The sequence below is a fragment of the Microbulbifer rhizosphaerae genome (assembly GCF_014191725.1).
Classification (GTDB): Bacteria; Pseudomonadota; Gammaproteobacteria; order Pseudomonadales; family Cellvibrionaceae; genus Microbulbifer; species Microbulbifer rhizosphaerae.
Genome location: NZ_JACHWZ010000017.1, coordinates 82853 through 106921 on the forward strand (window position 1 = coordinate 82853; position 24069 = coordinate 106921).

Here is a 24069-nt window from a genome sequence, read left to right on the forward strand (position 1 = left end):
TTGAGCATAAGGGATAAAAAAGCCGGCACAAGGCCGGCGAGGGGGGGCAGACTCCGCGCGTCGAAATCGTCAGGCGAGGGCCAGTTTGGCAGGCTCGTCAGCGGCGGTAACCTCCTCCGGATCGGTTTCCGGCTTGCGCTCGGTCGCGATCAGCGAGTAGAACACCGGCACCACGAACAGGGTGAACAGGGTTCCCAGCACCATGCCGGTGACCAGCACGGTGCCGATGCTGTTGCGCGCCTCGGCGCCCGGGCCGGAGACCAGTACCAGCGGCAGGTGGCCGAACACAGTGGCGGCGGAGGTCATCAGCACCGGGCGCAGGCGGGTCAGGGAGGCCTCGCGCAGCGCCGCCATCTTGGCCAGGCCGCGGCTTTGCAGGGTGTTGGCGAACTCGACGATCAGGATGCCGTTCTTGGCGATCAACCCCACCAGTGTGATCAGCCCCACCTGCGAGTAGATATTCAGGGTGGTGAAGTCCATAAAGGTGAACAGCAGCGCGCCGGAGATGGCCAGCGGCACCGAGCCGAGCAGCACGATCAGCGGATCGCGGAAGCTCTGGAACTGGGCCGACAGCACCAGGTAGATCAGCAGCACCGCAAAGCCCAGGGTGGCGGCCAGGGTGCCGCTCTCCTGGCGGATCTGGCGTGACTCGCCGGCGTGGTCGATCACTGTGTGCGCGCCGCCCGCGCTCATAGCGGCCTCTTCCAGCACCTGCAGGCCTTCCTCCTTGGTGACCCCGGCACTGACGCCGCCGAAGATGCGCACCGCGTTGCGCTGCTGGAAGCGGTGCAGGGCCCGCGGCGCTGTGCCGGTCTCGATGCGGGTGAAGGTGGAGACCGGCACCAGTTCGCCGCCGGGACCGCGGATCTTCAGGTCCAGCAGCGGCGACAGGGTGGCCCGGTCCTCATCGCCCACCTGCGGGATCACCTTGTAGCTGCGGTCGTAGTAGTTGAAGCGGTTTACGTAGCCGCCGCCGAGCAGGGTGCCGAGTTCCTGGGCCACGCCCGCCAGGTCCAGGCCCAGGTCGGCCACGCGCTCCCGGTCGAGCACCACGCGGGCCTCGGGCAGGTCTATCTTGAGGTCGCTGTCCACGTACAGGAATTTGCCGCTGGCCCAGCCGGCGTTGATCACCTGCTGGGCCAGCGCCTGCATTTCCTCCAGCGGCGCGTCGCTGAGCAGCACCATTTCCACGTCATACATGCCCGGGGTAGGCAGCGGCGCATCCAGGCTGGGGAAGACGCGCAGCCCCGGAATCTGGGACACAGCGGTGTAGACGTCGCCGAACATCTCCGCGGTGGAGCGCTCGCGCTCGGTCCAGTCTTTGGCCACCAGACCGCCGAAACCACCCCACGCCGAGGTCAGCGACCAGTTGAAATCGGTCTCAGGTAGGGCAGTGATGGCCTTGGCCACTTCCTGGGAGTGCCGGTTGGTGGCGGCCAGGGTGGAGTCCGGTGCGGCTTCGAAGAAGAGGCTGATATGGCTCTGGTCCTCCACCGGCGCCAGCTCCTTTTTCGAGAAGTGGTGCAGGGGCCAAGCGGCTGCGGTCACGATCAGCGCCGCGGCCACCACTGCCCAGCGCATGGACAGGGCGGAATCCAATGCGCGGGCGTAGAACCGGCTCACCGCGTCAAAGATGCGGTTGACGCGAATCGTCAGCCAGGCCTCCTTGCCGTGAGGGTGCACGAAGCGCGAACTCATCACCGGCGACAGGGTCAGGGCGACGAAACCGGACACCACCACCGCGGCCGCCAGGGTGATGGCGAACTCCAGGAACAGCGCTCCAGTTAGACCGCCCTGGAAGGCGATGGGGGTATACACGGTGGCCAGGGTAATGGTCATGGCGATCACCGGCCCGCGCAATTCCCGCGCGCCGGCCAGCGCCGCCGCCACCCGCGATTTGCCCGCGCGCACGTGTCGCTCGACGTTTTCCACCACCACGATGGCGTCGTCCACCACCAGGCCCACCGACAGCACTATGGCCAGCAGGCTCAGCAGGTTGAGGCTGAAGCCGGCGCAGTACATCACCAGCCCGGCGCCCACCAGGGACACCGGCATGGCGATCAGCGGCACCAGCGCGGTGCGGATCGAACCCATAAACAGGTAGACCACCAGGCCGACGATCAGGATGGTCTCCACCAGGGTCTTGTTGATCTCCTCCAGGGCGTCGCGCATAAACATGGTGCCGTCCCAGACCAGGCGCATCTCCACGTCCTGGGGCAGGGTCGGGCGGATGCGTTCCATCTCATCCTTCAGTCGCTGCGCCACGTCCAGTTCGTTGGAGCCCACCAGCGGCCAGACACCCAGGTAGACGTTTTCCTGGGTGTTGTACTTGGCCACCATCTCCGCTTCCTCTGCGCCCAGCTCCACCCGGGCCACGTCGCGCAAGCGCACGGTGGCGCCCTGGCGCTCGGCCACGATCAGGTTGGCGAATTCCTCCACCGAGCGCAGGTCGGTGTTGGCCAGCAGGTTCACCTGCACCAACTCGCCCTTGGTGCGGCCCACGGCGGCGAGGTAGTTATTGCGCCGCAGGGCGGCGTGCACGTCGCCGGGGGAGAGGTTCAGCGCCGCCAGGCGGTCCGGGTCTATCCACACCCGCATGGCGACTTGCTGCGCGCCCTCGAAGGTGACCCGCTGCACGCCTTCCAGGGTCGACAGCTGCGGCTGCAGTGTGCGCGACAGCCAGTCGGTCAGCGCCGGCACGGAGCGTTCGGAAGAGGTGAAACCTAAATAGAAAGTGGCGTAGGGCCGGTCGGCCCGCTGCACCTCTACCACCGGCGGCTCCGCCTCCGCAGGCAGTTCTGAGCGCACCTGCTGCAGGCGCGCGGTGACCTCGGCCAGCGCCGCGGTACTGTCGTGGTTGAGTTGCAGGTGCACGGTGACCGTGCTCACCCCGGCGCGGCTGGTGGAGTCGATATGGTCCACCCCGCTGATGGCGGCGACGGCGCGCTCGATGGGGGTGGTGAGGAAGCCGCGCACTGTCTCGGCGCCGGCGCCAGTGTAAACGGTGGTCACTATCACCGAGGAACTCTGCAGGGTTGGATACTGCTGCACTGGCAACGACGACAGGGCCCGCCAGCCGACCAGTAGCAACAGCAGGTTGGCCACCAGTGCCAGCACCGGGTGGCGGATGAAAATATCGGTAAACGCACGCATGGGAAGTTTTCCTTGATCCTGTGTCCGTTCAGGCCCCAGTTCTGTGGGAGCCAGCGCTGCAGGCGATTCGCCAGCAGGGCTGGCTCCCACAGGGATAAGCCTTAACTCAGCGGTATTGGTTCTGTCGCTCTATCAGTTGCTGGCCAGTTGAGCGCCCGCCACCGCCACCAGCGCGCCGTCATAGAGCTTGAAGGAACCGGTCGCGGCGACCGCTTCGCCGGCCTCCAGGCCGCCTTCAACCACCACACTGTCACCCAGCACGGTGCCCGCTTGAACCCGGCGCAGGTGGGCGCGGCTGTTGCCTTCGGCGTCCCGCTCAATCACGAACACCTGGTCGCCCTCCGGCCCGCGGCGCAGGGCGCTCACCGGGACCGTGACTGCCAGGCGGGCGGGTCCTACCGGTACCCGCACCTGCACTGAAGCGCCTGGTGCTGGCATCCGCTCGGCGCCGTCGACGCGTGCGCGCACCGCGGCGTTGCGCGTTTCGGGATCGATGCGCGCGTCCAGGGCGACGACCCTGGCCTCGGTCGGCTGCGCGGAAATGCCGGAGAGGATTTCCAGCGTGTCTCCCTCGCGCAGTTGTTCCGCCACCTGCTGGGCCACGGTGAAGTCCACGTGCACGCCGTCGCCCACACCCTGCAGCGTGGTCAGCAGTGTGCCCTCGCTCAGGTACTGGCCCGGGTGCACGTCGGCGAGGCCGACCCGGGCGCGAAAGGGAGCGCGAATGGTCTTGCGCTCGATAATCGCCTCGGCGCGGCGGATTTCGGCCCGGGCCACGTCCCACTCGGCCTTGGCGCGATCCACTTCGTCCTGGGAGGTGGCCCCGGTCTTGCGCAGTCGCGTCAGGCGCAGGTACACGGTTTCGGCCAATTGAGCCTCGGCCCGGTGCGCCGCCAGTTCGGCCTCTTCAACAGACACGTCGAGCATCACCAGGGGAGTGCCGGCCTCGACGATGGCGCCCGGGGTCAGGTTCATCCGGCGCACCGCGCCCGCCAGCTCGTTGCGCAGGCTGACGGAGCGCAGCGCCAGCACGGTGCCGACGGCGGTGGTGGTGGGCCGCTGCTCGCGCTGTTCAGCGGTTACCGCAGTTACGGTTTCCATCGGTTCGGGCTGGGTTGCGGAAGCCGCCTCGGCCTGTTGCAGGGCGCCGTACTTCCAGGCGCCGAGCATAGCGCCGAGGCCGACGACGGCGCTCAACAGGGCCAGCGGCGCGATGCGGTTGCGATAATTCATAGCGAAACTCCTTCTTCCCGGGGAGCAGACCGCCCTTGACTCGGGGGCCCGCGCTCGGAACAATGTGGCGATACCGATCGGTAACATTCGAAATGTTACTGACCGGTAACTCACAGGTCAATAGGGTAAATGCCATGTGCGCTGCCAAAACTGAATCCGCCGCCTCCGAAAGCCGCCGCCCGGCGCGGGATCGCATCTTCGAGGCGGCCAAGGATCTCTTCTACCGCTACGGCATCCGCGCGGTGGGCGTGGAGAGCATCGCCGCCGAAGCCGACGCCACCAAGATGACCCTATACCGCAATTTCAACTCCAAGGATGAGCTGGTTGCGGAGTGCTTGCGCGATCACGACCGCGAGTTCTGGGAGTGGTGGGCCAATGTGCTGGCCCCGCATGCCGATGAACCAAAGGCGCAGCTTATGGCGTTAATGGAGGCGTTCAGCCGCGATTGCGAGGAGTGCTTGCGCGGCTGTCCGATGAACAATGCGGTGGTCGAGCTACACGAGGAGGGCCACCCCGGGCGCGCGGTGATCGTGGAGAACAAAATCCAGATTCGCGAACGCCTACTCGCCCTGTGTCGGGAAATAGGCGCGCGCGATCCCGAAATCCTGGCGGACGCCTTCTACCTGCTTATCGAAGGCGCTTATATCTCCCAGCTCACCCTGAAGGGCGAAGATGGGCCCGCCAAGACCCTGCCCCGTATCGGGGAGACGCTTATCGCGGCCGAGACCGGGAAGTAATTACAAAAAAAAAGCCGGCACAGGGCCGGCGACGAAGCTCGTCATTGGAGGAGAGAGCAAAAGCAAAAGGTAAAAATAAAGCGCTATTCGCCTGCAAGCAGTTAAGTAGGATGGTCACGCTGCGCTTTGCCCATCCTACTTAACTCAGTTTTTTGCGGTGCAGCACCCGCACACCCGCCAGCGGCAATACCAGTTTCCCGTCCCGGCGCTCGCCGGCAAACAGCGCCGGGGTGATATCTTCGGCATCGGCAAATTCCACCGGCAGGTCAAAAGTCTCTTCGTCTTTGCCCAGGTTCAGCGCCACTAGGAATTCCCCGTTTTCGGCGCGGCGGCAGAACACCAGCAGATCGTTTCGCGTATCCACCACTTCCTGTTGCGCGGTGGCCAGTTCCGGCGGCAGCTGCCTGTGCCAATCGATCAGCGCGCGGAACTGGTTGAGGGTGGAGTGGGCATCGTCCTGCTGCAGACTCACCGCTTTGCGGTGGTGTTCTTCCGGTACCGGCAACCAGGGTTTCACCTTGGAGAAGCCGGCGTTGACCTCGCCGCTGTTGAACCAGGGCATGGGGGTGCGGCAGCCGTCGCGGCCCTTGAATGCCGGCCATAAATTGATGCCGTAGGGGTCCACCAGATCCTCGAAGGCGATTTCCGCTTCCGGCAGGCCCAGTTCCTCGCCCTGGTACAGGCACACGCTGCCGCGCAGGGTCAGCTGCATCAGCAGGAACAGCGGCGCGCGCGCCAGGGCCTGTTCCGCATTGAAGCCCTTGTTCCAGCGGGTGATGGAGCGGGGCACGTCGTGGTTGCTGATAGACCAACAGGGCCAGCCCTTTTCGATCACCTCGCGGTTTTTCTCCAGCGTATTGCGCAGGAATTCGGCACTGCTCTCTTCGGTCAGCAGGTCGAAGGAATAGGCCATGTTCAGGCGATCACCGGTGGTGTATTCGGCCATGATCTTGTGGGTGTTGTCGTCGCCCACTTCGCCCATGGTGACAGTGCCAGGATACTGATCCATCAACTGGCGGACGCGGTGCAGGAAGTCGAGGTTTTCCGGCTGTGACTTGTCGAATACGTGCCACTGGTACTGGTAGTGATTGACCGGTGGCAGGCCTTTTTCGTCCAACTGGAGCGGGCGCGCCGGGTTGTCGCGCAGGGACTGGTGGTGAAAAAGATGATTCACCGCATCGAGCCGGAAGCCGTCCACGCCGTGTTCGAGCCAGAATTTCAGGTCTGACAGCAGCTGCTCCTGTACCTGCGGGTTGTGCAGATTCAGGTCCGGTTGTTCTTTCAGGAAGTTGGCCAGGTAGTACTGGCGGCGGCGGGTACACCAGTGCCAGGAGCAGCCGCCGAAATTGGAGACCCAATTATTCGGCGGGGTGCCGTCGGCCTTGGCATCGGTCCATACATACCAGTCGGCCCTGGGGTTGTCGCGGCTGGCGCGGCTCTCCTCGAACCAGGGGTGCCGGTCGGAGGTGTGGCTGAGAATCTGGTCGATGATCACCTTGAGGCCGCGGCTGTGGGCGGCCACGATCAGTTGGTCGAAATCCGCCAGGGAGCCGAACAGAGGGTCCACGTCGCGATAGTCGGAAACGTCGTAACCGAAGTCCACCATCGGCGATTTGAAGAACGGCGATATCCAGATGGCGTCCACACCCAGGGACTGCATATAGTCGAGCTTGCGGCTAATGCCCGGCAGGTCGCCGATGCCGTCGCCGTTGGCGTCGCAGAAGCTGCGGGGGTAGATCTGGTAGATAACGCTGTTGCGCCACCATTCCCTTTTGTTGCCGCTGATGGTGTTGCCACTCACACTCATGGGTTACTGCCTATTTCATTATTCGCTGCGTCCGTAGGGCGACTGCGGGACGATCCTCCAAGGATAGGGTGAGTATGGCGGGGCGGGGAGGCGGGCGCCTCCTCCCCGGGTGGGGAGGAGGGGGAGGGCGGAATCCCAGTGCCTTCCGGCAGCTTGCGGGAGGTGTGATGGGGTCGCTGACGCGGGTTGTCTTTTCGTTCTCGGGGCCGGTACGATCCGGGTGACCCATTGGACTGAGCTGTTCACGGAGCAGCGAAAGCGCCAGATTGGGGCGTCCGGCGACTGTGAAGCACCAAAAGTGTGCGATTCGAAGGTTGCTGCCGGAAGGCGCACTGGCTGATATCCCCCCAGCGGCGGGCCAGGGAGAAGCCCCGCGACCTGGCATGGCTTTTGCTGCAATCAGGATGCAGAGCATTCTTGGTGGTCTCAAAAAGAATGCGGTAATGGGGCCGGATAGTCGCAGACCTAGGTCAGCGTCAGAAGCGCCTCTTCACAATGTGCAATGGACAGCTAGGGTTCCGATCAGTTGACTGATGACTGGACCGAGAGCTGTCGACCTTTCGTGGGTATCGGGATGAGCGCGGCGCTCATCTCAGGAAGGTTACACGGCGGGATAAAAGCCCGGGAGGATACTTCGGCAATAGTGCCGGGAATGCCTCTGCGTGTATAACCATAACCACATGAAAGGTTCCGCTATGAAATCATTTTTTTCTCAGCTGTTTATACGCTCTTTCCTGGTCGCTGCACTATCCACCCTTTGTATTATCCCCGCGCAGGCTAAAGAAAGTTTCAAACTCTGTTGGTCGATTTATGTCGGCTGGATGCCCTGGGAGTATGGCGACAGTTCCGGGATCATCGACAAGTGGGCGAAAAAATACGATATCGATATCGAAGTTGTACAGATCAACGACTACATAGAGTCCATCAATCAGTATAGCGCGGGCGCCTTCGACGCCTGCGCCATGACCAACATGGACGCTCTTACCATTCCATCCGCCGGCGGTGTCGATTCCACGGCGCTGATCGTCGGCGACTTTTCCAATGGCAACGACGCTGTCATCCTCAAGGAAAAAACCTCTATCGAGGATATCAAGGGGCAGAGAGTCAATCTGGTAGAGCTGAGTGTTTCCCATTATCTGCTCGCGCGGGCGCTGGATTCGGTGGGGCTGTCCGAGCGCGACGTGCAGGTGGTCAATACTTCCGACGCCGATATGGTCGCCGCCTACGGCACAGATCAGGTAACAGCCGTTTCCACCTGGAACCCTCTGGTCAATGAAATCCTGAACATGCCGAAGAGCAACCAGGTCTTCGACAGTTCGCAGATTCCCGGCGAAATCATCGACCTGCTTGTTGTGCATACCGAAACCCTCGATAAATATCCCGCTTTCGGCAAGGCCCTGGTAGGTGCCTGGTATGAGATCATGGAAAAGATGCAGGGGGATGAATCCGTGCGTGAACATATGGGCATTGCCTCAGGCGCCGATCTCGCGCGTTATGAATCACAACTGGCGTCTACGAAGATGTTCTACCAGCCCGGCGACGCGGTGGAGTTTGTCCACAGTCCGGAGCTGAAGAAGACCATGGCGGATATCGCCGAGTTTTCCTTTGACCACGGACTGCTCGGTGAGGGGGCGCCGGATGCGCAATTCATCGGCATTGAAACTCCCGCCGGCATCTATGGCAATGCTGCCAATGTCATGTTGCGCTTCAACCCCGAATATATGCAGCTGGCCGCCGATGACAAGTTGTAACGAAAAAATTGCTTGCGAGTCGTTATTAAACAATAAGAGTTCGCCATGAAGCGCCTGATCAACCGACAACCGTCATCCGTCACGCGGGCCTTTCTCGGGATACTGCCACTTGTCCTGGCCCTGCTGGTGTACCAGTGGGGTTCCACGGTGCGCAAGGCAGAAAACCCGCAGGACAAGCTGTTGCCCGGATTCGTCGAAATACACGATGCGATGGAGCGGATGGCCTTAACCCCGAGCAAGCGCACTGGCGAACTGCTGATGTGGGAAGATACAAAAAGCAGCCTGAAAAGACTGGTGAGCGGTGTGGCGATTGCGGCCGCCATCGGTCTGACCGTGGGTCTGCTGACAGGCGCCATTCCGTTGTTCGGGGCCAGCCTGACACCGGTGATCACAGTGATTTCACTGATTCCACCGATGGCTCTGCTGCCGATACTTTTTATTGTTTTCGGTATTGGTGAGGTTTCCAAGGTGGTGCTGATCGTGATCGGGGTTGCCCCTTTCCTGATCCGCGACCTCTATCAGCGTACCTGTGAGCTGCCGCGCGAGCAGTTGGTCAAATCCATGACGCTCGGCGCCAACTCGGGCCAGATCATCTTCCGGGTGCTGTTGCCGCAAATACTGCCGCGGCTCTTCGCCTCAGTTCGCCTGAGCCTGGGCGCGGCCTGGTTATTCCTGATTGCCTCTGAAGCGGTGGCTTCTACCGACGGCTTGGGTTACCGCATATTTCTGGTGCGTCGCTACATGTCGATGGATGTGATTCTGCCCTATGTGGCCTGGATTACGTTGCTGGCGTTTCTTATCGACTGCCTCCTGCAGCAGGGCAGTAAGCGGCTGTTCCCCTGGTATCACGCGGCGAAATAGGAGCCGAAGAATGGGCGGCCCGGATTTTTGTTGTCGACTTCGCCTGTGCAAAGAGAGTGAAACCCATGATTGAATTCAGGAATTTGTGGAAAAACTATGACGACAATGTCGTCCTCGAAAATCTGAGTGCGCAGGTAGGCAGCGGAGAATTCATTACGCTGGTAGGAACTTCGGGGTGCGGCAAAAGTACCTTCCTGAAACTGTTGCTCGGCACGGAGGTGACGAGCAGGGGAAGCATACTGCTCGATGGCCGGCCCATCGCCGATGAGCCGGGCCCGGACCGGGGCATTGTTTTTCAGAAATACTCGGTCTTTCCGCACCTGACAGTCAGGGAAAACGTGGCTCTTGGGCGCGAGTTCGAGTGCGGGCCGATTTTCGGCAGGGTATTCGGCAGCGCCAGAAAGGCCATCCTGGCTGAAGCGGATCACTGGCTGGAATCGGTGGGCTTGACCCCTGCCAGGCACCGATACCCCCACGAGTTATCAGGGGGCATGCAACAACGCCTGGCCATCGCCCAGGCCCTGATCAAGCAGCCGCGGCTGCTGCTCTTGGACGAACCTTTCGGCGCGCTCGACCCGGGTATCCGCAAGGACATGCACCAGTTGGTATTGAGCCTGTGGGGGCAGCATAAACTGACCGTATTCATGGTCACCCACGACTTGAGTGAGGGCTTCTATCTGGGAACCCGGCTCTGGGTGTTTGACAAATGCCGCATGGATCCGCAGGCACCAGAACGCTTTGGCAGCACCATTACATTTGATCTGCCCGTGGGGAAAACCGACCGGCAGAGTCTTGACAAGATTAAGGAATCACTCGCGCGATCCGCGCAAATTCCCGTCGCGGTCTGACACCGAAGGGCGCGCGACAAGGTCAATGGACATAAAAACAGTGGAATTTGGCACTCCTGGAGTTTACACAAGCATGAGCCTTAATATTCTCAATCCCGGTTCAAACGCAGTCCGTTATACAACAACCCTCTCTCCCGCGGCGCACTGGTCTCTGGTGGTGCGTCGCGGCGTCAGCCTGACCATGACGGACCTGGAAGGCGGCGCCAATGTGGGCCTGCTGATGTACAACCCGAATCTGCTGGCCGAAAAATACAACGCACCGGATACCCTGAAATGCCAGCATACCTTCAAGCTTACCCGGGGAAACTGTCTCTACTCGGATATGGGGCGGATCTTCTGTTCGATTGTCGAGGACACTTTTGGCTGGCATGACACTGTCTGCGGTAACAGCGATGCCGATATTGTCCGCCAGCGGTGGGGCGGTCGCGATTACCAGAGCGACAGAAACCTGTGGCAGCAGAATGGCCGCGACAGCTTTTTGGTGGAGCTGGTCAAGTATGGATTGAGCCGCCGTGACATGCCGGCGAATGTCAATTTTTTCAGCCGGGTCGAAACGGACCAGCAGGGCAATCTGCAACTGGGCCGGCGGGCAGCCGCCGGCGACAGGGTCACCTTGCGATTTGAGATGGACGCTCTGGTAGTTCTGCACAGTTGCCCCCATCCGCTCAACCGGGAAAGGACCTATCCGCGCCGGCCGGTCAAGCTCGAACTGTCTGAATCCCGGGAGATACGGGCGGACGATCCCTGTTTGAATCACTGTGACGAAAACAGAAGGGGGTTTGAGAACAACGCGCTGTACCACCTCGGCCTCGGGACCGCCGGCATTCGGGCGGAAGAACCGTCGGTCGCCGGTGCCTGAGCCGGCCCCGCAATCAAGAAATCGACTATTGGGATATCCATGATTGTCCACAGCAATTTACATGTTGAAGATGCCGTTTTCCGCCGGGTGATCGAGGCGGGAGATTATGGTATTCACCGGGTCCGTGAGGGCCAGTTCCTGCGTATCCTCGATTTGGAGGGTAACCAGGCCGCCGACACCCTGTTTTACAGGACTGACGATCCGGGGGAGCGCTACTGTGCGATGAACACGGTGCGGGAGCAGGGCAATGTGTACCTGACGGCAGGGTCCACCCTGAAAACCAACGAAAACAATGACATGCTGCGAATTGTCGCCGATACCTGCGGGCGTCACGACACGCTCGGTGGCGCCTGTGCCACTGAGTCCAATACGGTGCGTTATGGCTTGGAAAAGCGCTTTATGCACGCGTGCAGGGACAGCTGGATGCTCGCCATTCAAGAGCATGAAGAATTCGGCCTGAGCAAGGAGGATATTACCCACAACATCAACTTCTTCATGAATGTGCCCATCACCACAGACGGCGGCCTCACCTTCGCTGACGGTATTTCGGGCGCCGGCAAGTATGTGGAACTGAAGGCGCTTATGGATGTGGTGGTGCTGATTTCCAATTGTCCGCAGCTGAACAACCCCTGTAACGGATACAACCCCACGTCTATCGAACTGCTGGTCTGGGACAGCTAACGCTCCCCGGTATTGGGACGACCCAACACCGTATCGCCAATGCGGGACGGCCCGCTCCACGCTAAAGTGTTCGCCATGATTGAAAATGGATTATTCCGCAAGGTGCTTGTGGCCAACCGCGGCGCCATCGCGACGCGGATCATCCGCACTCTGAAACGTCTCGGCATCCATGCGGTCGCTGTATACAACGAAGCCGACGCGGAGTCACTGCATGTGCGGCAGGCCGATACTGCTATCAGTCTCGGCGCCGGCAGCGCTGCCGAGACCTACCTGAAAATTGATCGGATACTGCAGGCCGCTGAGGAGAGTGGCGCCGGCGCCATTCACCCCGGCTACGGTTTTCTGAGTGAGAATACGGATTTTGTCAAAGCCTGTGAGGCGCGCGACATTGTCTTTATCGGCCCCACTGCCGAGCAGATGAGCCTGTTTGGCCTGAAACACCGCGCCCGCGGGGCGGCCGAAGACGCCGGTGTGCCCCTGGTGCCCGGTTCGCCCCTGTTGACAAGACTGGCCGACGCCATCGATTGGGCGGAAACCGTGTCCTATCCGGTGATGCTGAAAAGTACCGCAGGCGGCGGTGGAATTGGCATGCGGGTTTGTCGCGACCGAAGCGAACTGGAAAGTGCGTGGCACAGCGTAAGACGGCTGAGTGAAACTTATTTCGCCAATGATGGCGTTTTCCTCGAGAAGTACATCGCCCGCGCGCGCCATATCGAAGTACAGATATTTGGCGACGGCCTCGGCAATGCCATTTCCCTGGGTGAGCGGGACTGTTCGGCGCAGCGGCGCAACCAGAAAGTCATTGAAGAGACCCCCGCGCCCAACCTGCCGGCAACTGTGCGGGAGCAGCTGCACCGGACAGCGGAGCGGCTGATGGCATCGGTCAACTACCGCAACGCGGGTACGGTGGAATTCATTTTCGATGTCGACAGCAAGCAGTTTTATTTTCTCGAGGTGAATACCCGCCTGCAGGTGGAGCACGGGGTCACGGAGGAAGTTTGGGGCCTGGATCTTGTGGAGCTGATGATTCGCCAGGCCGCCGGCAATCCAATCGGTCTTTTCGATTTCAAAGCGCAGTTGACGCCGCGCGGTCATGCCATCCAGGTCAGGGTCTACGCCGAGGACCCGGATCAGGATTTCCGCCCGTCGGCGGGGCTGTTGTCGGAAGTGATCTGGCCGGAGGCGGACGGGCTGCGCATCGACCACTGGATAGAGGCGGGCATTGAAGTTTCCGGTCTGTTCGATCCGATGCTGGCAAAAGTCATTGTCAGTGCCGAGAGTCGCGAACTGGCGCTGGCGCAACTCTGCGCGCACCTGGACGCCAGTTCGATATATGGTATAGAAACCAATATCGACTACGTCGGCAGTGTTCTGCGCACACCGGAATGCGCAGCAGGGCAGCTGCTGACCCGCAGCCTCGCGCAGCATCGCTTTCAGCCGGCCAGCGTGCGGGTTCTGGCAGCCGGCACCCAGACCACCATCCAGGACTACCCCGGGCGCGAGGGACTGTGGCATATCGGTGTGCCGCCGTCGGGTCCCATGGATTCGCTCTCGTTTCGCCTCGCCAACCAACTGGTGGGCAATGCGTCCGGGGCCGCGGCGCTGGAAATTACCGTTAACGGGCCGACGCTCCAGTTCAGTCGCGACGGTTGCATCGCCATTACCGGGGCAGCGATCGAAGCGGAATTGGATGGTGAAGTGATAGCACTTTACCAGACTCAAAAAGTAGTGGCCGGCCAGGTGCTGAAACTCGGCAGGGTACTGGGCAACGGGGCCCGCGTCTATCTGGCTGTTGCGGGCGGGGTCCGGTGCCCGGATTATCTCGGGTCCCAATCCACTTTCTGTCTCGGGCAGTTCGGCGGCCACGCCGGCCGGGCCTTGCGGGCCGGGGACGTGTTGCACCTGGCAGAGCAGGCCGGGCCGGCAGTGGTGCCGGAACTGCGGCTGGGCGAATTGCAGCGGCCGGAAATGCCCGGGATCTGGACGCTGCGCGTGCTCTACGGCCCTCACGGCGCGCCGGACTTTTTTACCCCCGCGGATATAGAGACCTTTTTCAATAGTGAATGGGAGGTGCACTACAACTCGAGCCGCACCGGGGTGCGCCTGATCGGGCCCAAGCCGGAGTGGGCCCGTCAAAGCGGCGGCGAGGCGGGATTGCACCCGTCCAATATTCACGACAATGCCTACGCGTTTGGCACCGTCGATTTCACTGGTGACATGCCGGTGATCCTCGGCCCGGACGGGCCGTCGCTGGGCGGTTTCGTCTGTCCGGCGACCGTTATTCAGGCAGACCTTTGGAAGCTGGGGCAGCTGAAAGCAGGTGCTCGCATTCGCTTCCAGCCGGTCACTTACGAGCAGGCGGTGGCGCTGGAGCGCCGGCGGGAAGAACTGATCGCGCAGCTGGGCGAAATGGCGCCATTGAATACGCCGGCGGATGCGGTACCTGTCGAACACGAGCAGCTGCCGTCACCGGTGTTGGCCCAGTTCAACGTGGCCGGTGAAGAGGTCGTCATCCGTATGGCCGGGGACCATTTCCTGCTGGTAGAGCTGGGGCCCCAGGAACTGGATATCGAGCGCCGTTTCAAGGTGCATGCCCTGATGCTGTGGCTACAACAGCATCCGCTCGACGGCATTCTCGAGCTGACACCGGGTATCCGTTCGCTGCAGGTTCACTACCGGCCGTTGCGCATCGACCTGCGTCGATTGCTGCAGCATTTGCAAACGGCGTGTCAGGCACTGCAGCAGGTCGGCGACCTCTCCCTGACTTCGCGCATCGTGTATCTGCCGCTGAGCTGGGACGACACAGCCTGTCAGCAGGCCATCGAAAAATACATGCAGTCGGTGCGCACCGATGCGCCCTGGTGCCCGAGCAACCTCGAGTTCATCCGCCGTATCAACGGCCTGCCGGATTTGGAATCGATCAGGCGTATCGTGTTTGACGCTTCCTACCTGGTGATGGGGCTGGGGGACGTCTATCTCGGCGCTCCCGTTGCCGCGCCCCTCGACCCGCGCCATCGTCTGGTGACCACCAAGTACAACCCGGCTCGCACCTGGACGGCGGAAAACTCGGTGGGGATCGGCGGCGCCTACCTCTGCGTGTATGGCATGGAGGGGCCCGGCGGCTATCAGTTTGTCGGCCGCACCCTGCAGATGTGGAACCGCTACCGCCAGACGGAGGTGTTCGAGCAGCCCTGGCTGCTGCGCTTCTTCGATCAGATTCGCTTCTATCCGGTGAGTGCCGGGGAGCTGGAGCAGATCAGGCGGGATTTCCCGCTGGGGAATTATCCGCTGAGAATCGAGCAGACACAATTCAACCTGGCGGAATACAAGGCATTCCTGCAGTCGGAAGCCCCCGGCATTGCCGACTTCCAGCGCCGCCGCGAAGACGCTTTTGCCGCCGAGCTGGCGGACTGGGAAGCCCGGGGCCTGCTGACCTACCGGGAGCACGACGAGGGGGCGGCCGTCGTCGATGAACTCAGCTTGCCCAGCGGCGTCGAGGGTGTGGACAGTCCGGTTTCCGGCAGCATCTGGCGGGTGCTGGTGGAGCCCGGCCAGGCGGTGGCGGCCGGCGAACCGCTGATGATTCTCGAGTCCATGAAAATGGAAATCGAAGTGCAGGCGTCGCGCGCCGGACGCGTGGAAAAACTCTTGAAAGAACAGGGGCAGGCCGTCACCGCAGGGCAGGGCCTGGTCTGGCTGTCAAGCGAACCACAGGAAGCCTGAACAGGGGGAAGACGATGGCGATACACAATCTCAGCTTGCGCGCCTTGCGCGAATCCTACCGCAACGGCGACCTGGAGGTCCGCGCCCTGGTCGCGGAACTCCGTGCTCAGGCCCTGGCGCAGAGCGATTACAATGCGTGGATCACCCTGCTGGATGAGGCGCAGTTGGAGCCCTATCTGGTCCGTCTCGACGGTGTTTCCCCAGACAGCCTGCCGCTTTATGGTGTGCCGTTCGCGATCAAGGACAATATCGACCTGGCCGGGCTGCCTACCACGGCGGCCTGCCCGGACTTCGCCTATACCGCCGCCGAATCGGCTCCGGTCGTCGAGGCATTGGTCGCGGCGGGGGCTATTCCACTGGGCAAGACCAACCTGGATCAGTTTGCTACGGGGCTGGTCGGCGTTCGCTCGCCCTACGGAGAGGCCAGGAACAGTTTCAATCCGGATTACATTTCCGGCGGCAGTAGTGCGGGCTCAGCGATTGCGGCGGCACTGGGGCAGGTGAGTTTTGCTCTGGGCACCGACACCGCCGGCTCGGGGCGGGTGCCCGCAGTCCTCAATAACCTGATCGGCCACAAGCCCAGCAGGGGCTTGCTCAGCAGCCGCGGCCTGGTGCCTGCCTGCCGCAGTCTCGACTGTATCAGCCTGATGACCCTTAACTGTGAGGATGCGGCCCGCCTGTTCGACATTGTGGCTCGCTACGACAGTGGGGATTCCTTTGCGAGGGCCAATCCGCACTACAATCGCGCACGCTACTTTCACCACTCGGCCGCCGGCGGCATTGACCGCCGGTTTCGCTTTGGCATTCCCGCGCAGTTGGAATTCTGCGGCAATCCGGAGACCCGGGCGCTGTTCGAGCGCAGCGTCGAGCAGTTGTGCGCCCTGGGTGGGGAAGTGGGAGCGATTGATTTCGCCCCATTTGAAGAGGCCGCGCGCCTGCTTTACGAGGGGCCCTGGGTCTGTGAGCGGGCGCTGGCGACCCAGGCCGTAAGCCGCTCCAGCATGTTGCCGGTTATCGCCGAAATTATCGCCCAGGGGGACGGCAGAACCGGTATGGAAGCCTTCGCCGCGCAATATCGCCTGGCCGCCTTGAAGCGCCGCTGCGACCAGTTGATGACCGGATTTGATTTCGTCCTCACGCCGACGACTCCGACGCTGTTCAGCCGCGCCGAACTGCGGGCGGAGCCCATTGCGCACAATGCCACCCTGGGCAGATACACGAATTTCATGAACCTGCTGGATTATGCAGCCACTGCGGTTCCGGTGGGTTTCACCGGTTGTGGCGTGCCCTGGGGAGTGACCCTGTTCGGGCCGGCGTTCAGCGATATCCGCTTGCTCGGATTCGCGGATCTTCTGCACCGGGATTGCCAGCTACCTGTCGGGGCCACGGATCTCGCGCCCGTCTATGCCGCAGTGCAGCGGGCTGCCGCGCCACCGTCGGAAACGGTTGATCTGGTGGTTTGCGGTGCGCATCTGGAAGGACAGCCGCTCAACTGGCAGCTGACTGAGCGGGGTGGGGCGTGTGTGGCGCGGACCCGTTCGGCGGCCGCTTACCGGCTCTATGCACTGAGCGACGGCGTGCGCCCCGGCATGGCGCGCGATGAGGCTGGGGGGGCGGCCATCGAGGTGGAAGTCTGGCGACTGCCGAGCGAGGCATTGGGCAGCTTTGTCGCCGCGATACCGGCGCCCCTGGGGATCGGCAAGGTGGAAGTCGCCGACGGCCGCTGGTTGAGCGGTTTTATCTGCGAGGCATATGGGCTCGCCGGCGCCACGGATATTACCGAGTTCGGTGGCTGGCGCGCCTGGCTGCAGCGCGGGGTCAGTGACTAGTTTGGTGTAAGGTACTAAATATGGGATATCAGCGGGCCGCTCAGCGGCCAAATGCAAGGCGGCGGATTTGCGCGAGCGTAGCCCGCTACGGCAAGCAAATGCAACGCCGCAGATGACTGCTTAGCGGCCCGCCCGAAGGGAGCCCCCACTATCAACCGCTATCCTGCACCGAGCGCAGCATCTGCTCCGCCAGAGCGATGGCCTCCTGCCGGTCCTTCACGTCCAGCTTCTGGTACAGGCTGCGGATATGGGTCTTGATGGTGCTGGGCGCCACTTTGAAGTGGCGCGCGATACGCTCGTTGGAGAGGCCGGAGTGGATGGCGTTGAGCACCTGCCACTCCCGCGGCGTGAGCGGCGAGTGGCGCAGGAAGTCGGGCACGGCGTCGCTGTCGAGGATCTCGCGGATGATGGTCTCGTCCAGCTCGATGCGGATGCCGCCGTCCAGCTCCGGCTGCTGCTGGGCCAGGCGGATCAGTCCCCGCGCCCGCGCGGCCTGCTCCTCGCCGGGTTCTCTCTCGAGGAACGCCTTCAGGATTACGATCAGGGTCTTGCCGATCTGCAGGAAACTGGCGCTGAAGTCGCGTCCGGCGGCCAGGTCGAGGGCCTCGCCGATAGCTTGCAGCGCGCCGTCGCGCTGTTCGCGCAGCCACAGCAGGTGGGATTCCAGCACCAGGTTGCGCAGGGTGTCGGTTACCAGGCCGCACTCCCGCGCCACCTGCTGCAGGCGACTGAGCAGGCGGTTGGCGTCGGACCAGCGGTGCACTTCGATCAGCGCGCGCACATGGTTGCGCCCGTGACACTGTTCGAAGTGATTGGCGGGCCTGTCCACAACCGGCTGGGCCTGTTCCAGCCACGCGGCGATGGCCTCCCGGTCCCCAAGCGCGCGCCAGGCCCGCAGCCGCGCGGCGTCGGCGTTGGCCACCCAGTCGCGGTGGTAGCGTTCGCCGGCTAGCAGGCGGTCGATGCGCGCCAGCCACTCCAGGGATTCGTCCTTCTCGCCGCGGGCCTGGGCCACCTTGAGCAGCAGGGTGTACTCCGGCAGCAGCCAGCGCTCCCCCACCTTGCGGTTGATCTGCATGCCGTGGCGGGCGGATCTGGCCGCCGCGTCCAGTTCGCCGCGCTCCCACTGCAACTGGCCACGCAGGCGGCAGATGAATTCGGAAATGGGCAGGCCGGACAAATGGTGTTCCTGCACCAGCCGGTGGGCGCGCTCCTGCAGTGCGGCGGCCTTTTTCAGTAGGCCCTGGGCGATGGCGATCTCGGTCTGCTGGCAGGTGGCCCAGACGGCACTGGGGTAGTCGCCCTCGGCACTGGCCAGGGCTTCCACCTCCTGCATATAGGCGATGGCCCGGTCAAGTTCCCCCAGGCAGAAACTGGTCTCGCCGGTGACCAGCAGCGCCGCGGTGCGCTCGCCCCGCTGCTCCGGGCGCAGCAGTCCCAGGGCCTCCTCGGCGTATTCCTTGGCCACAAGGGTCTGGCCGCGGGATACCGCCGCCTGGGCGCGCATGGTGGCGAAGGCACCCTCGTATTCGCGCCACTGGGCCGGGTCCTCGCGCTGCAGCCAGCTCTCGGCGGCGGCCAGGTATTTCTCGCACTGGTCGTATTCGAAATTGTCCCGCGCCATCCTGGCCGCGAGCAGGGTGAAGGGGGCGTTTCGGCGCAATGTGTCCGCGCCCAGCCATTCCAGGCAGTCGGACAGCACGCGGTTGTGGCCCTCGCGCAGGAACTGCTCGCCCTGCTCCCCCAGCAGCTGTTGCAGCCGCTCGCCGTCCTCCGCTGCCAGCGCGTGGCGCAGGGCCTCCAGCGGCTGGCCCAGCTGTTGCCAGCTGTCGCTGGCGGTCCTGTGCAGCTGCTGCAGTCGGGATTTGTCGGTGAGCTGGCGCTGCAGGAAACGGGCGAATACCGGGTGGAAACGGAACCACTGGCGGCTGGAGTCCTGGGCCTGCAGGAAGAGTCCGCGCCGGGCGGCCTGCTCCAGCAACTGCTGGCCGCCGTCGAGGCCGCTGAGGTTCTCCGCCAGCCTGGCGTCAATCCGGGTGAGGATGGAGGTGCAGGCGAGCAGTTCACGCAGTTGCGGCTCCAACCGTTCCAGCACCTCTTCCGCCAGGTAGTCGAGAATATGGCTGTGGCCCTGTTCCAGTTCTCCCAGGTAGCGGTCCACCTCCTCGCGGTCACGCACTGACAGCGCGAACAACTGCACCGCCGGCGGCCAGCCTTCGCTCAACTGGTGCAACTGCCCGATACGGTCGCTGCCAAGCTCGAATGGCAGCCGTTGCTGTAGCAGTTGGGCGGTCTCATCCACAGTCAGCGCCAGTTCCTCAGTGCCGGTTTCCCGCAACCGGCCCTGCACTCGCAGTGCGGCCAGGCCCAGGGGCGGCTGGCTGCGGCTGGTGAGCACCACGCCGATGCCCGCGGGGGCGTGGCGCAACAGGAAGCGGGTGACATCGTGCACCGCCTCGCTGTCGATCTGGTGGTAGTCGTCGAGCACGATACGCAGTTCGCTGGGCAGCCCGCGCAGTTCCGCCAACAGCTGGCTGATCACCAGCGCCGGGTCCGGGCGCCGCTGGGCGGCGAGCAATTGGTGGGTTTCCGGCACGCCGTTGCCGGTGGCACGGTGCACGCTCTCCACCAGATAGCGGCAGAACTGGCCCGGCTCGTTGTCGCCGGAATCGAGGGAGAGCCAGGCCACCGGGTCCTCCTGGGCTGCGGCCCAGGAGGACACCAGGGTGGTTTTGCCGTAGCCCGCCGGCGCGGTGACCAGCAACAGCTGGTCACAGTTGCACGCGTCCAGCAGGGAAAGCAGACGCGGCCGCGCCAGGGTGTGCTCCGGGCAGTCCGGCAGGCTGTATTTTGAGGCTAGTAGCATCGCTGAGTCGGGTGTTTGTTTTTTGTACAGGCGCAATTATGCACTTTGAGTCTGCCTTGGCTACCGCTGCGTTACCTCCTCCCCCGGTGGGGCGTAGGCCGGCCTTTCTTTCCAAACCGCAGGTGAGGTGGTAGTTTCGTTCAATACGGCGACGCACCTCCCTATGTCCGGGGGAGACGTCACGGCACAATAAGAAAGAGGCGAATATGGCCGATATAGTCATTCTGGCGGCGCCGGGCATGGGGGCGGTGGACGAGCGTTTCGCCGAGCCGCTGTTCGCGACGCTGCGCGAGAAACTGGGGGGCGACTGGTCTCGCATTCACTGCGACACCATCCTGTGCCAGGGACACCTGCAGGGGAATATCGATCGGGTGTTCGAGGCGATGCAGAAGCGCGATATGGATTTCCTGCGCGCGCGCAAATTCATGCTTTACGGGCTGGCCGAAAGTGCCGCGCAACTGGGGGATATCCAGCAGCGCGGCGGCAACTACGACAAGGCCCAGCAGGCGGTGTACAGCACCCTGGAAAGGGCTGCGGCGGCCGCTTCCGACAATGCGCCGGTGGTGCTGCTCAGTCACTCGGTGGGTTGCACCATCCTCTCCAATTATCTTTGGGATGCCCAGCGCCCCAGTGTGAGTTACGGCATTTGGCGGGACGGCGGTCCGCGGGGCGTGCACAAAGGCTCGGCGCGGGATCTGTTCCTGCGTTTCAAAACCCTCAGCCACTGGTACACCCTGGGCGCCCCCAATCCGCTGTGGTGCGCTGGGATGGGGCGGGACCAGATCCAGGCGGTCACTGCCGACACCCGTGGCTACAACTTCCGCTGGAAGAATTTCTACCACCCGGACGATCTCTTCGGCTGGCCCCTGAAACCCCTGAGCCCCTCCTACAATCAAGCGGTGTACCGCGATTACGAGACCCGCCCGCTGGCGGACTGGAGCGCCGCCAACTGGGGCCCGCAACTGGTGGCCCACGACGGCTACTGGAGCAGCGAGCTGGTGCAGCAGCAGCTGTTGGAGGACCTGCGCGAGCTGTTGCAGAAGACCCGCGCGCGGCGCGGGGCGCCACCGGCGAGAAGCCGCGCTGCGGTCACGGTATAATCCCCGGGTAATTCCGCACAAATCCCCGAAGTCCTGGTCGCGCCTATGTCCTTGCAATTCCACACGGTTCCGGTTACTCCCTTCCAGCAGAACTGCACCTTGCTCTGGTGCGACGACAGCAAACGCGCCGCGGTGGTGGACCCGGGCGGGGATATCGAGCGCATCCTCTCAGCGGTGGAGGAGCGCGGGCTCAAGCTGGAAAAAATACTCCTCACCCACGGCCACCTGGACCATGTGGGCGGCACCGCGCAGCTGGCCAGGCAGCTGCAATTGCCGGTTGAGGGGCCACACAGGGAGGACGGTTTCTGGATCGAACAACTGCCGCTGCAGACACAGATGTTCGGCTTTCCGCCGGTGGAGACCTTCACTCCGGATCGGTGGCTGGAGCAGGGGGACAGGGTGACGGTGGGCGACGAGGAACTGGAGGTCTACCACTGCCCGGGCCACACCCCCGGCCACGTGGTCTTTTTCCACCGCCCCAGCGGGCTGGCGCTGGTGGGGGACGTACTCTTCGCCGGCTCCATCGGCCGCACCGACTTTCCCAAGGGGGACCACGACACCCTGATCCGCTCGATCACCGAAAAGCTCTGGCCGCTGGGCGACGAAGTGCGCTTTATCCCCGGCCACGGCCCCATGTCCACCTTCGGCGAGGAGCGGCGCAGCAATCCTTTTGTTGCGGACAAGCGCTTCGGTTGATTCAGTTGCGGTTTATCGACAGCGGGGATAATGGCGCGAAAGCGGAGAAAACCATGAACAGTTCCAGCCTGCGCCCGTTGATCCTGCTGCCCGTTCTGCTGGCTGGCTGCGCAGTGGTTTCCGAAGACGAGTGTCGCTCGGGCCTCTGGTACGAGCGCGGGCTGCAGGACGGTGCCCGCGGCCGCAGCCAGGCGCTGGTCTACCAGATAGCGCAGAAGTGCCAGGAGTACGGCGAACGGGTGGACAGCGACGCCTGGCTGCGCGGCCACGAGGAGGGGGTGGAGCAGTACTGCACCCCGGAGAACGGCTACTACCAGGGGCGCCGCGGCAACAGCTACGAGGGCGTCTGCGCCGGTCCCACCGCGGACCTGTTTATGGCGGAATACCAGCGCGGCCTCGCCGCCTACCAGATAGAGCTGGAATACCGCCGTTTGGTGGACCGCTATGAGAGCACCGAGAGGGACCTCCACAGCGTGCGCGTTGCGCTGGCGGAGGCGAAAGACAAAGATCAGATCCACCGACTCAAACATCGCCGCCGCGCACTGGTGCGGGAGTTGCGCAGGCTGGATTTGGCGTTGAGCCGCTTTACCGGCTTTGGCTTCGGCCTTATGTACTGACCTGGTGTAACGACTCTCTCCCTGTCGCCTGAATAACGGGAAATAAACAATGGCAATCTGGCACACGACCCCCACCCTCGAACAGCTCAACCAGAGCGCCGCCGATTGCATGCCGGGATATATCGGCCTGCAGATCACCGAACTGGGCGATGACTACCTGGTGGGCACCCTGCCGGTGGACGAGCGCACCCGCCAGCCGTTCGGCATACTGCACGGTGGCGCCAGCGTGGTGCTGGCGGAAACCCTGGGCTCCTTCGGCGCCAACCTGGTGGTGGATACGGACAGGTTTTACTGCGTGGGCCAGGAGATCAATGCCAATCACCTGCGCCCGGTGGCGGAGGGCACGGTGACCGGCACCGCGCGCCCGGCGCATCTCGGCCGCAGCAGCCAGGTGTGGGAAATCCGCATTACCGATCCCCGGGGCAAGCTCAGCTGCATTTCCCGGATTACCATGGCGGTGGTGGCGCACGGGGTAAACGGGGGGCAATGAGCGCGGAGTTCGTTTTCGAAAATATTCCCTATCGCCTGGTGCGCTCGCCGCGGCGCAGGCGCCTGGGCCTGGTGCTGGCGGAGTCCGGCGTGGAGGTGCGTATCCCCGAGCGCTGCGCCGCGCGCCACGGGCATCAGTTCCTGCGGGAGAATATCCACTGGGTGCGCACTCAGCTGTTGCGCGCCGAGGAGCGCGCGGCGCAGATTCCGCAACATCGCTACGCCTTTGGCGAAAGCTTTCCCTGGCTGGGGGCGCGCTATCCCCTGGTGCGCGTCACCGGCCCCACACACAGCGGTATCGCCGCCGGCGCCACACACAGCGGTATCGCCGCCGGCGCCATTTCCCTGTACACCCGCTATCGCGAGCCCGATGAATCCCAACTGCAAACCGCGCTGCAGCGGCTCTATCAAAAGGAGGCCCTGGCGCTGCTGGAGGAAAAGTCGCATCAGTTTGCCGACCGGCTGGAGCTTGCGTTTTCCTCGGTGCGCGTGCGCCGCACCAAGAGCAAATGGGGCCACTGCAGTGTGCGCGGCGAGCTGCAGTACAACTGGCTGGTGTGCCTGGCGCCGGAGGTGGTGGTGGATTACCTGGTGGCCCACGAGGTCTGCCATCTGCGCCACCACAATCACAGTCCGGCTTTCTGGCACTTGGTGGAGAGCGTCTGCCCGCGCTATCGGGAATTGCGTCGCTGGCTGCGCGACAACGGCCACCAGTTGCACCTGTAGGAGAAAACCTTGCGCATGCCCTTTGCCTGAGTTGGGCGCCCGCTCGCGAGCGCCCGCATTCTGGCGTAAACTCCTCTCAAATTCCCGAGGTGC

Annotated in this window: 17 protein-coding genes and 1 riboswitch; of the genes, 13 read left to right on the plus strand and 4 right to left on the minus strand. The window is 63.2% G+C overall.

The annotated features are described in order from the left end of the window. Positions 1–69 precede the first annotated feature (69 nt). Positions 70–3153 (minus strand): efflux RND transporter permease subunit, encoded by a 3084-nt coding sequence (locus FHS09_RS16575; RefSeq protein WP_183461930.1) that lies wholly within the window; start codon positions 3151–3153, stop codon positions 70–72. Between the two features lie 132 nt (positions 3154–3285). Then, on the minus strand, positions 3286–4386 hold the full coding sequence (locus FHS09_RS16580; protein WP_183461932.1) for an efflux RND transporter periplasmic adaptor subunit: 1101 nt from the start codon (positions 4384–4386) through the stop codon (positions 3286–3288). A 134-nt stretch (positions 4387–4520) separates the two neighbouring features. On the opposite strand from FHS09_RS16580, the gene FHS09_RS16585 reads away from it, so the two are divergent. Next, positions 4521–5123 carry a TetR/AcrR family transcriptional regulator gene (locus FHS09_RS16585; RefSeq protein WP_183461934.1) on the plus strand — a complete coding sequence of 201 codons (603 nt, stop codon included), beginning with the start codon at positions 4521–4523 and terminating at the stop codon, positions 5121–5123. Positions 5124–5262: 139 nt separating this feature from the next. On the opposite strand, the gene FHS09_RS16590 is transcribed toward FHS09_RS16585, so the two are convergent. Continuing rightward, positions 5263–6930 carry an alpha-amylase family glycosyl hydrolase gene (locus FHS09_RS16590; protein WP_183461936.1) on the minus strand — a complete coding sequence of 556 codons (1668 nt, stop codon included), beginning with the start codon at positions 6928–6930 and terminating at the stop codon, positions 5263–5265. Positions 6931–7429: 499 nt separating this feature from the next. Then, positions 7430–7560: riboswitch (guanidine-I (ykkC/yxkD leader) on the plus strand. A 65-nt stretch (positions 7561–7625) separates the two neighbouring features. Between FHS09_RS16590 and FHS09_RS16595 the strand changes: the two genes are divergently transcribed. The 7 genes from FHS09_RS16595 to atzF all read left to right on the plus strand — a co-directional run bounded on the left by FHS09_RS16595 (position 7626) and on the right by atzF (position 17482). Further along, a complete protein-coding gene (locus FHS09_RS16595; protein ID WP_183461938.1) occupies positions 7626–8681 on the plus strand; it encodes a putative urea ABC transporter substrate-binding protein in 1056 nt (351 codons plus the stop codon). A gap of 45 nt (positions 8682–8726) precedes the next feature. Continuing rightward, a complete protein-coding gene (locus FHS09_RS16600) occupies positions 8727–9542 on the plus strand; it encodes an ABC transporter permease (protein ID WP_183461940.1) in 816 nt (271 codons plus the stop codon). A gap of 65 nt (positions 9543–9607) precedes the next feature. After that, positions 9608–10390: an ABC transporter ATP-binding protein gene (locus tag FHS09_RS16605; protein WP_183461942.1), complete on the plus strand. Its 783-nt coding sequence runs from the start codon at positions 9608–9610 to the stop codon at positions 10388–10390. A gap of 73 nt (positions 10391–10463) precedes the next feature. Next, the gene (locus FHS09_RS16610) at positions 10464–11249 is read left to right on the plus strand and encodes an urea amidolyase associated protein UAAP1 (protein WP_183461944.1); all 786 of its coding nucleotides are present in this window, start codon (positions 10464–10466) and stop codon (positions 11247–11249) included. Between the two features lie 39 nt (positions 11250–11288). Next, positions 11289–11930, plus strand: a complete 642-nt coding sequence (locus FHS09_RS16615; RefSeq protein ID WP_183461946.1) for an urea amidolyase associated protein UAAP2 — start codon at positions 11289–11291, stop codon at positions 11928–11930. A 75-nt stretch (positions 11931–12005) separates the two neighbouring features. Then, positions 12006–15653: an urea carboxylase gene (gene uca, locus FHS09_RS16620; protein ID WP_183461948.1), complete on the plus strand. Its 3648-nt coding sequence runs from the start codon at positions 12006–12008 to the stop codon at positions 15651–15653. 14 nt (positions 15654–15667) lie between these two features. Beyond that, entirely contained in the window at positions 15668–17482 is a 1815-nt protein-coding gene (atzF, locus tag FHS09_RS16625; RefSeq protein WP_183461950.1) for an allophanate hydrolase, read from the plus strand. 151 nt (positions 17483–17633) lie between these two features. On the opposite strand, the gene malT is transcribed toward atzF, so the two are convergent. Further along, positions 17634–20348, minus strand: coding sequence for an HTH-type transcriptional regulator MalT (malT, locus tag FHS09_RS16630; protein WP_183461952.1), 2715 nt, complete (start codon positions 20346–20348; stop codon positions 17634–17636). 206 nt (positions 20349–20554) lie between these two features. Here malT and FHS09_RS16635 point away from each other — a divergent pair, with 206 nt between their 5' ends. From FHS09_RS16635 to FHS09_RS16655, 5 genes are read left to right on the plus strand one after another with little or no spacing between them, the layout of a single operon-like run. Then, entirely contained in the window at positions 20555–21448 is an 894-nt protein-coding gene (locus FHS09_RS16635) for a hypothetical protein (protein ID WP_183461954.1), read from the plus strand. Between the two features lie 45 nt (positions 21449–21493). Beyond that, entirely contained in the window at positions 21494–22144 is a 651-nt protein-coding gene (locus FHS09_RS16640) for an MBL fold metallo-hydrolase (RefSeq protein WP_281383176.1), read from the plus strand. 53 nt (positions 22145–22197) lie between these two features. After that, entirely contained in the window at positions 22198–22761 is a 564-nt protein-coding gene (locus FHS09_RS16645) for a DUF2799 domain-containing protein (protein ID WP_183461956.1), read from the plus strand. Between the two features lie 49 nt (positions 22762–22810). Further along, on the plus strand, positions 22811–23251 hold the full coding sequence (locus tag FHS09_RS16650; RefSeq protein WP_183461958.1) for a hotdog fold thioesterase: 441 nt from the start codon (positions 22811–22813) through the stop codon (positions 23249–23251). Continuing rightward, positions 23248–23976 carry a M48 family metallopeptidase gene (locus tag FHS09_RS16655; RefSeq protein WP_183461960.1) on the plus strand — a complete coding sequence of 243 codons (729 nt, stop codon included), beginning with the start codon at positions 23248–23250 and terminating at the stop codon, positions 23974–23976. Before FHS09_RS16650 ends, FHS09_RS16655 begins: the two co-directional genes overlap by 4 nt. The last annotated feature ends 93 nt before the right edge of the window (positions 23977–24069 follow it).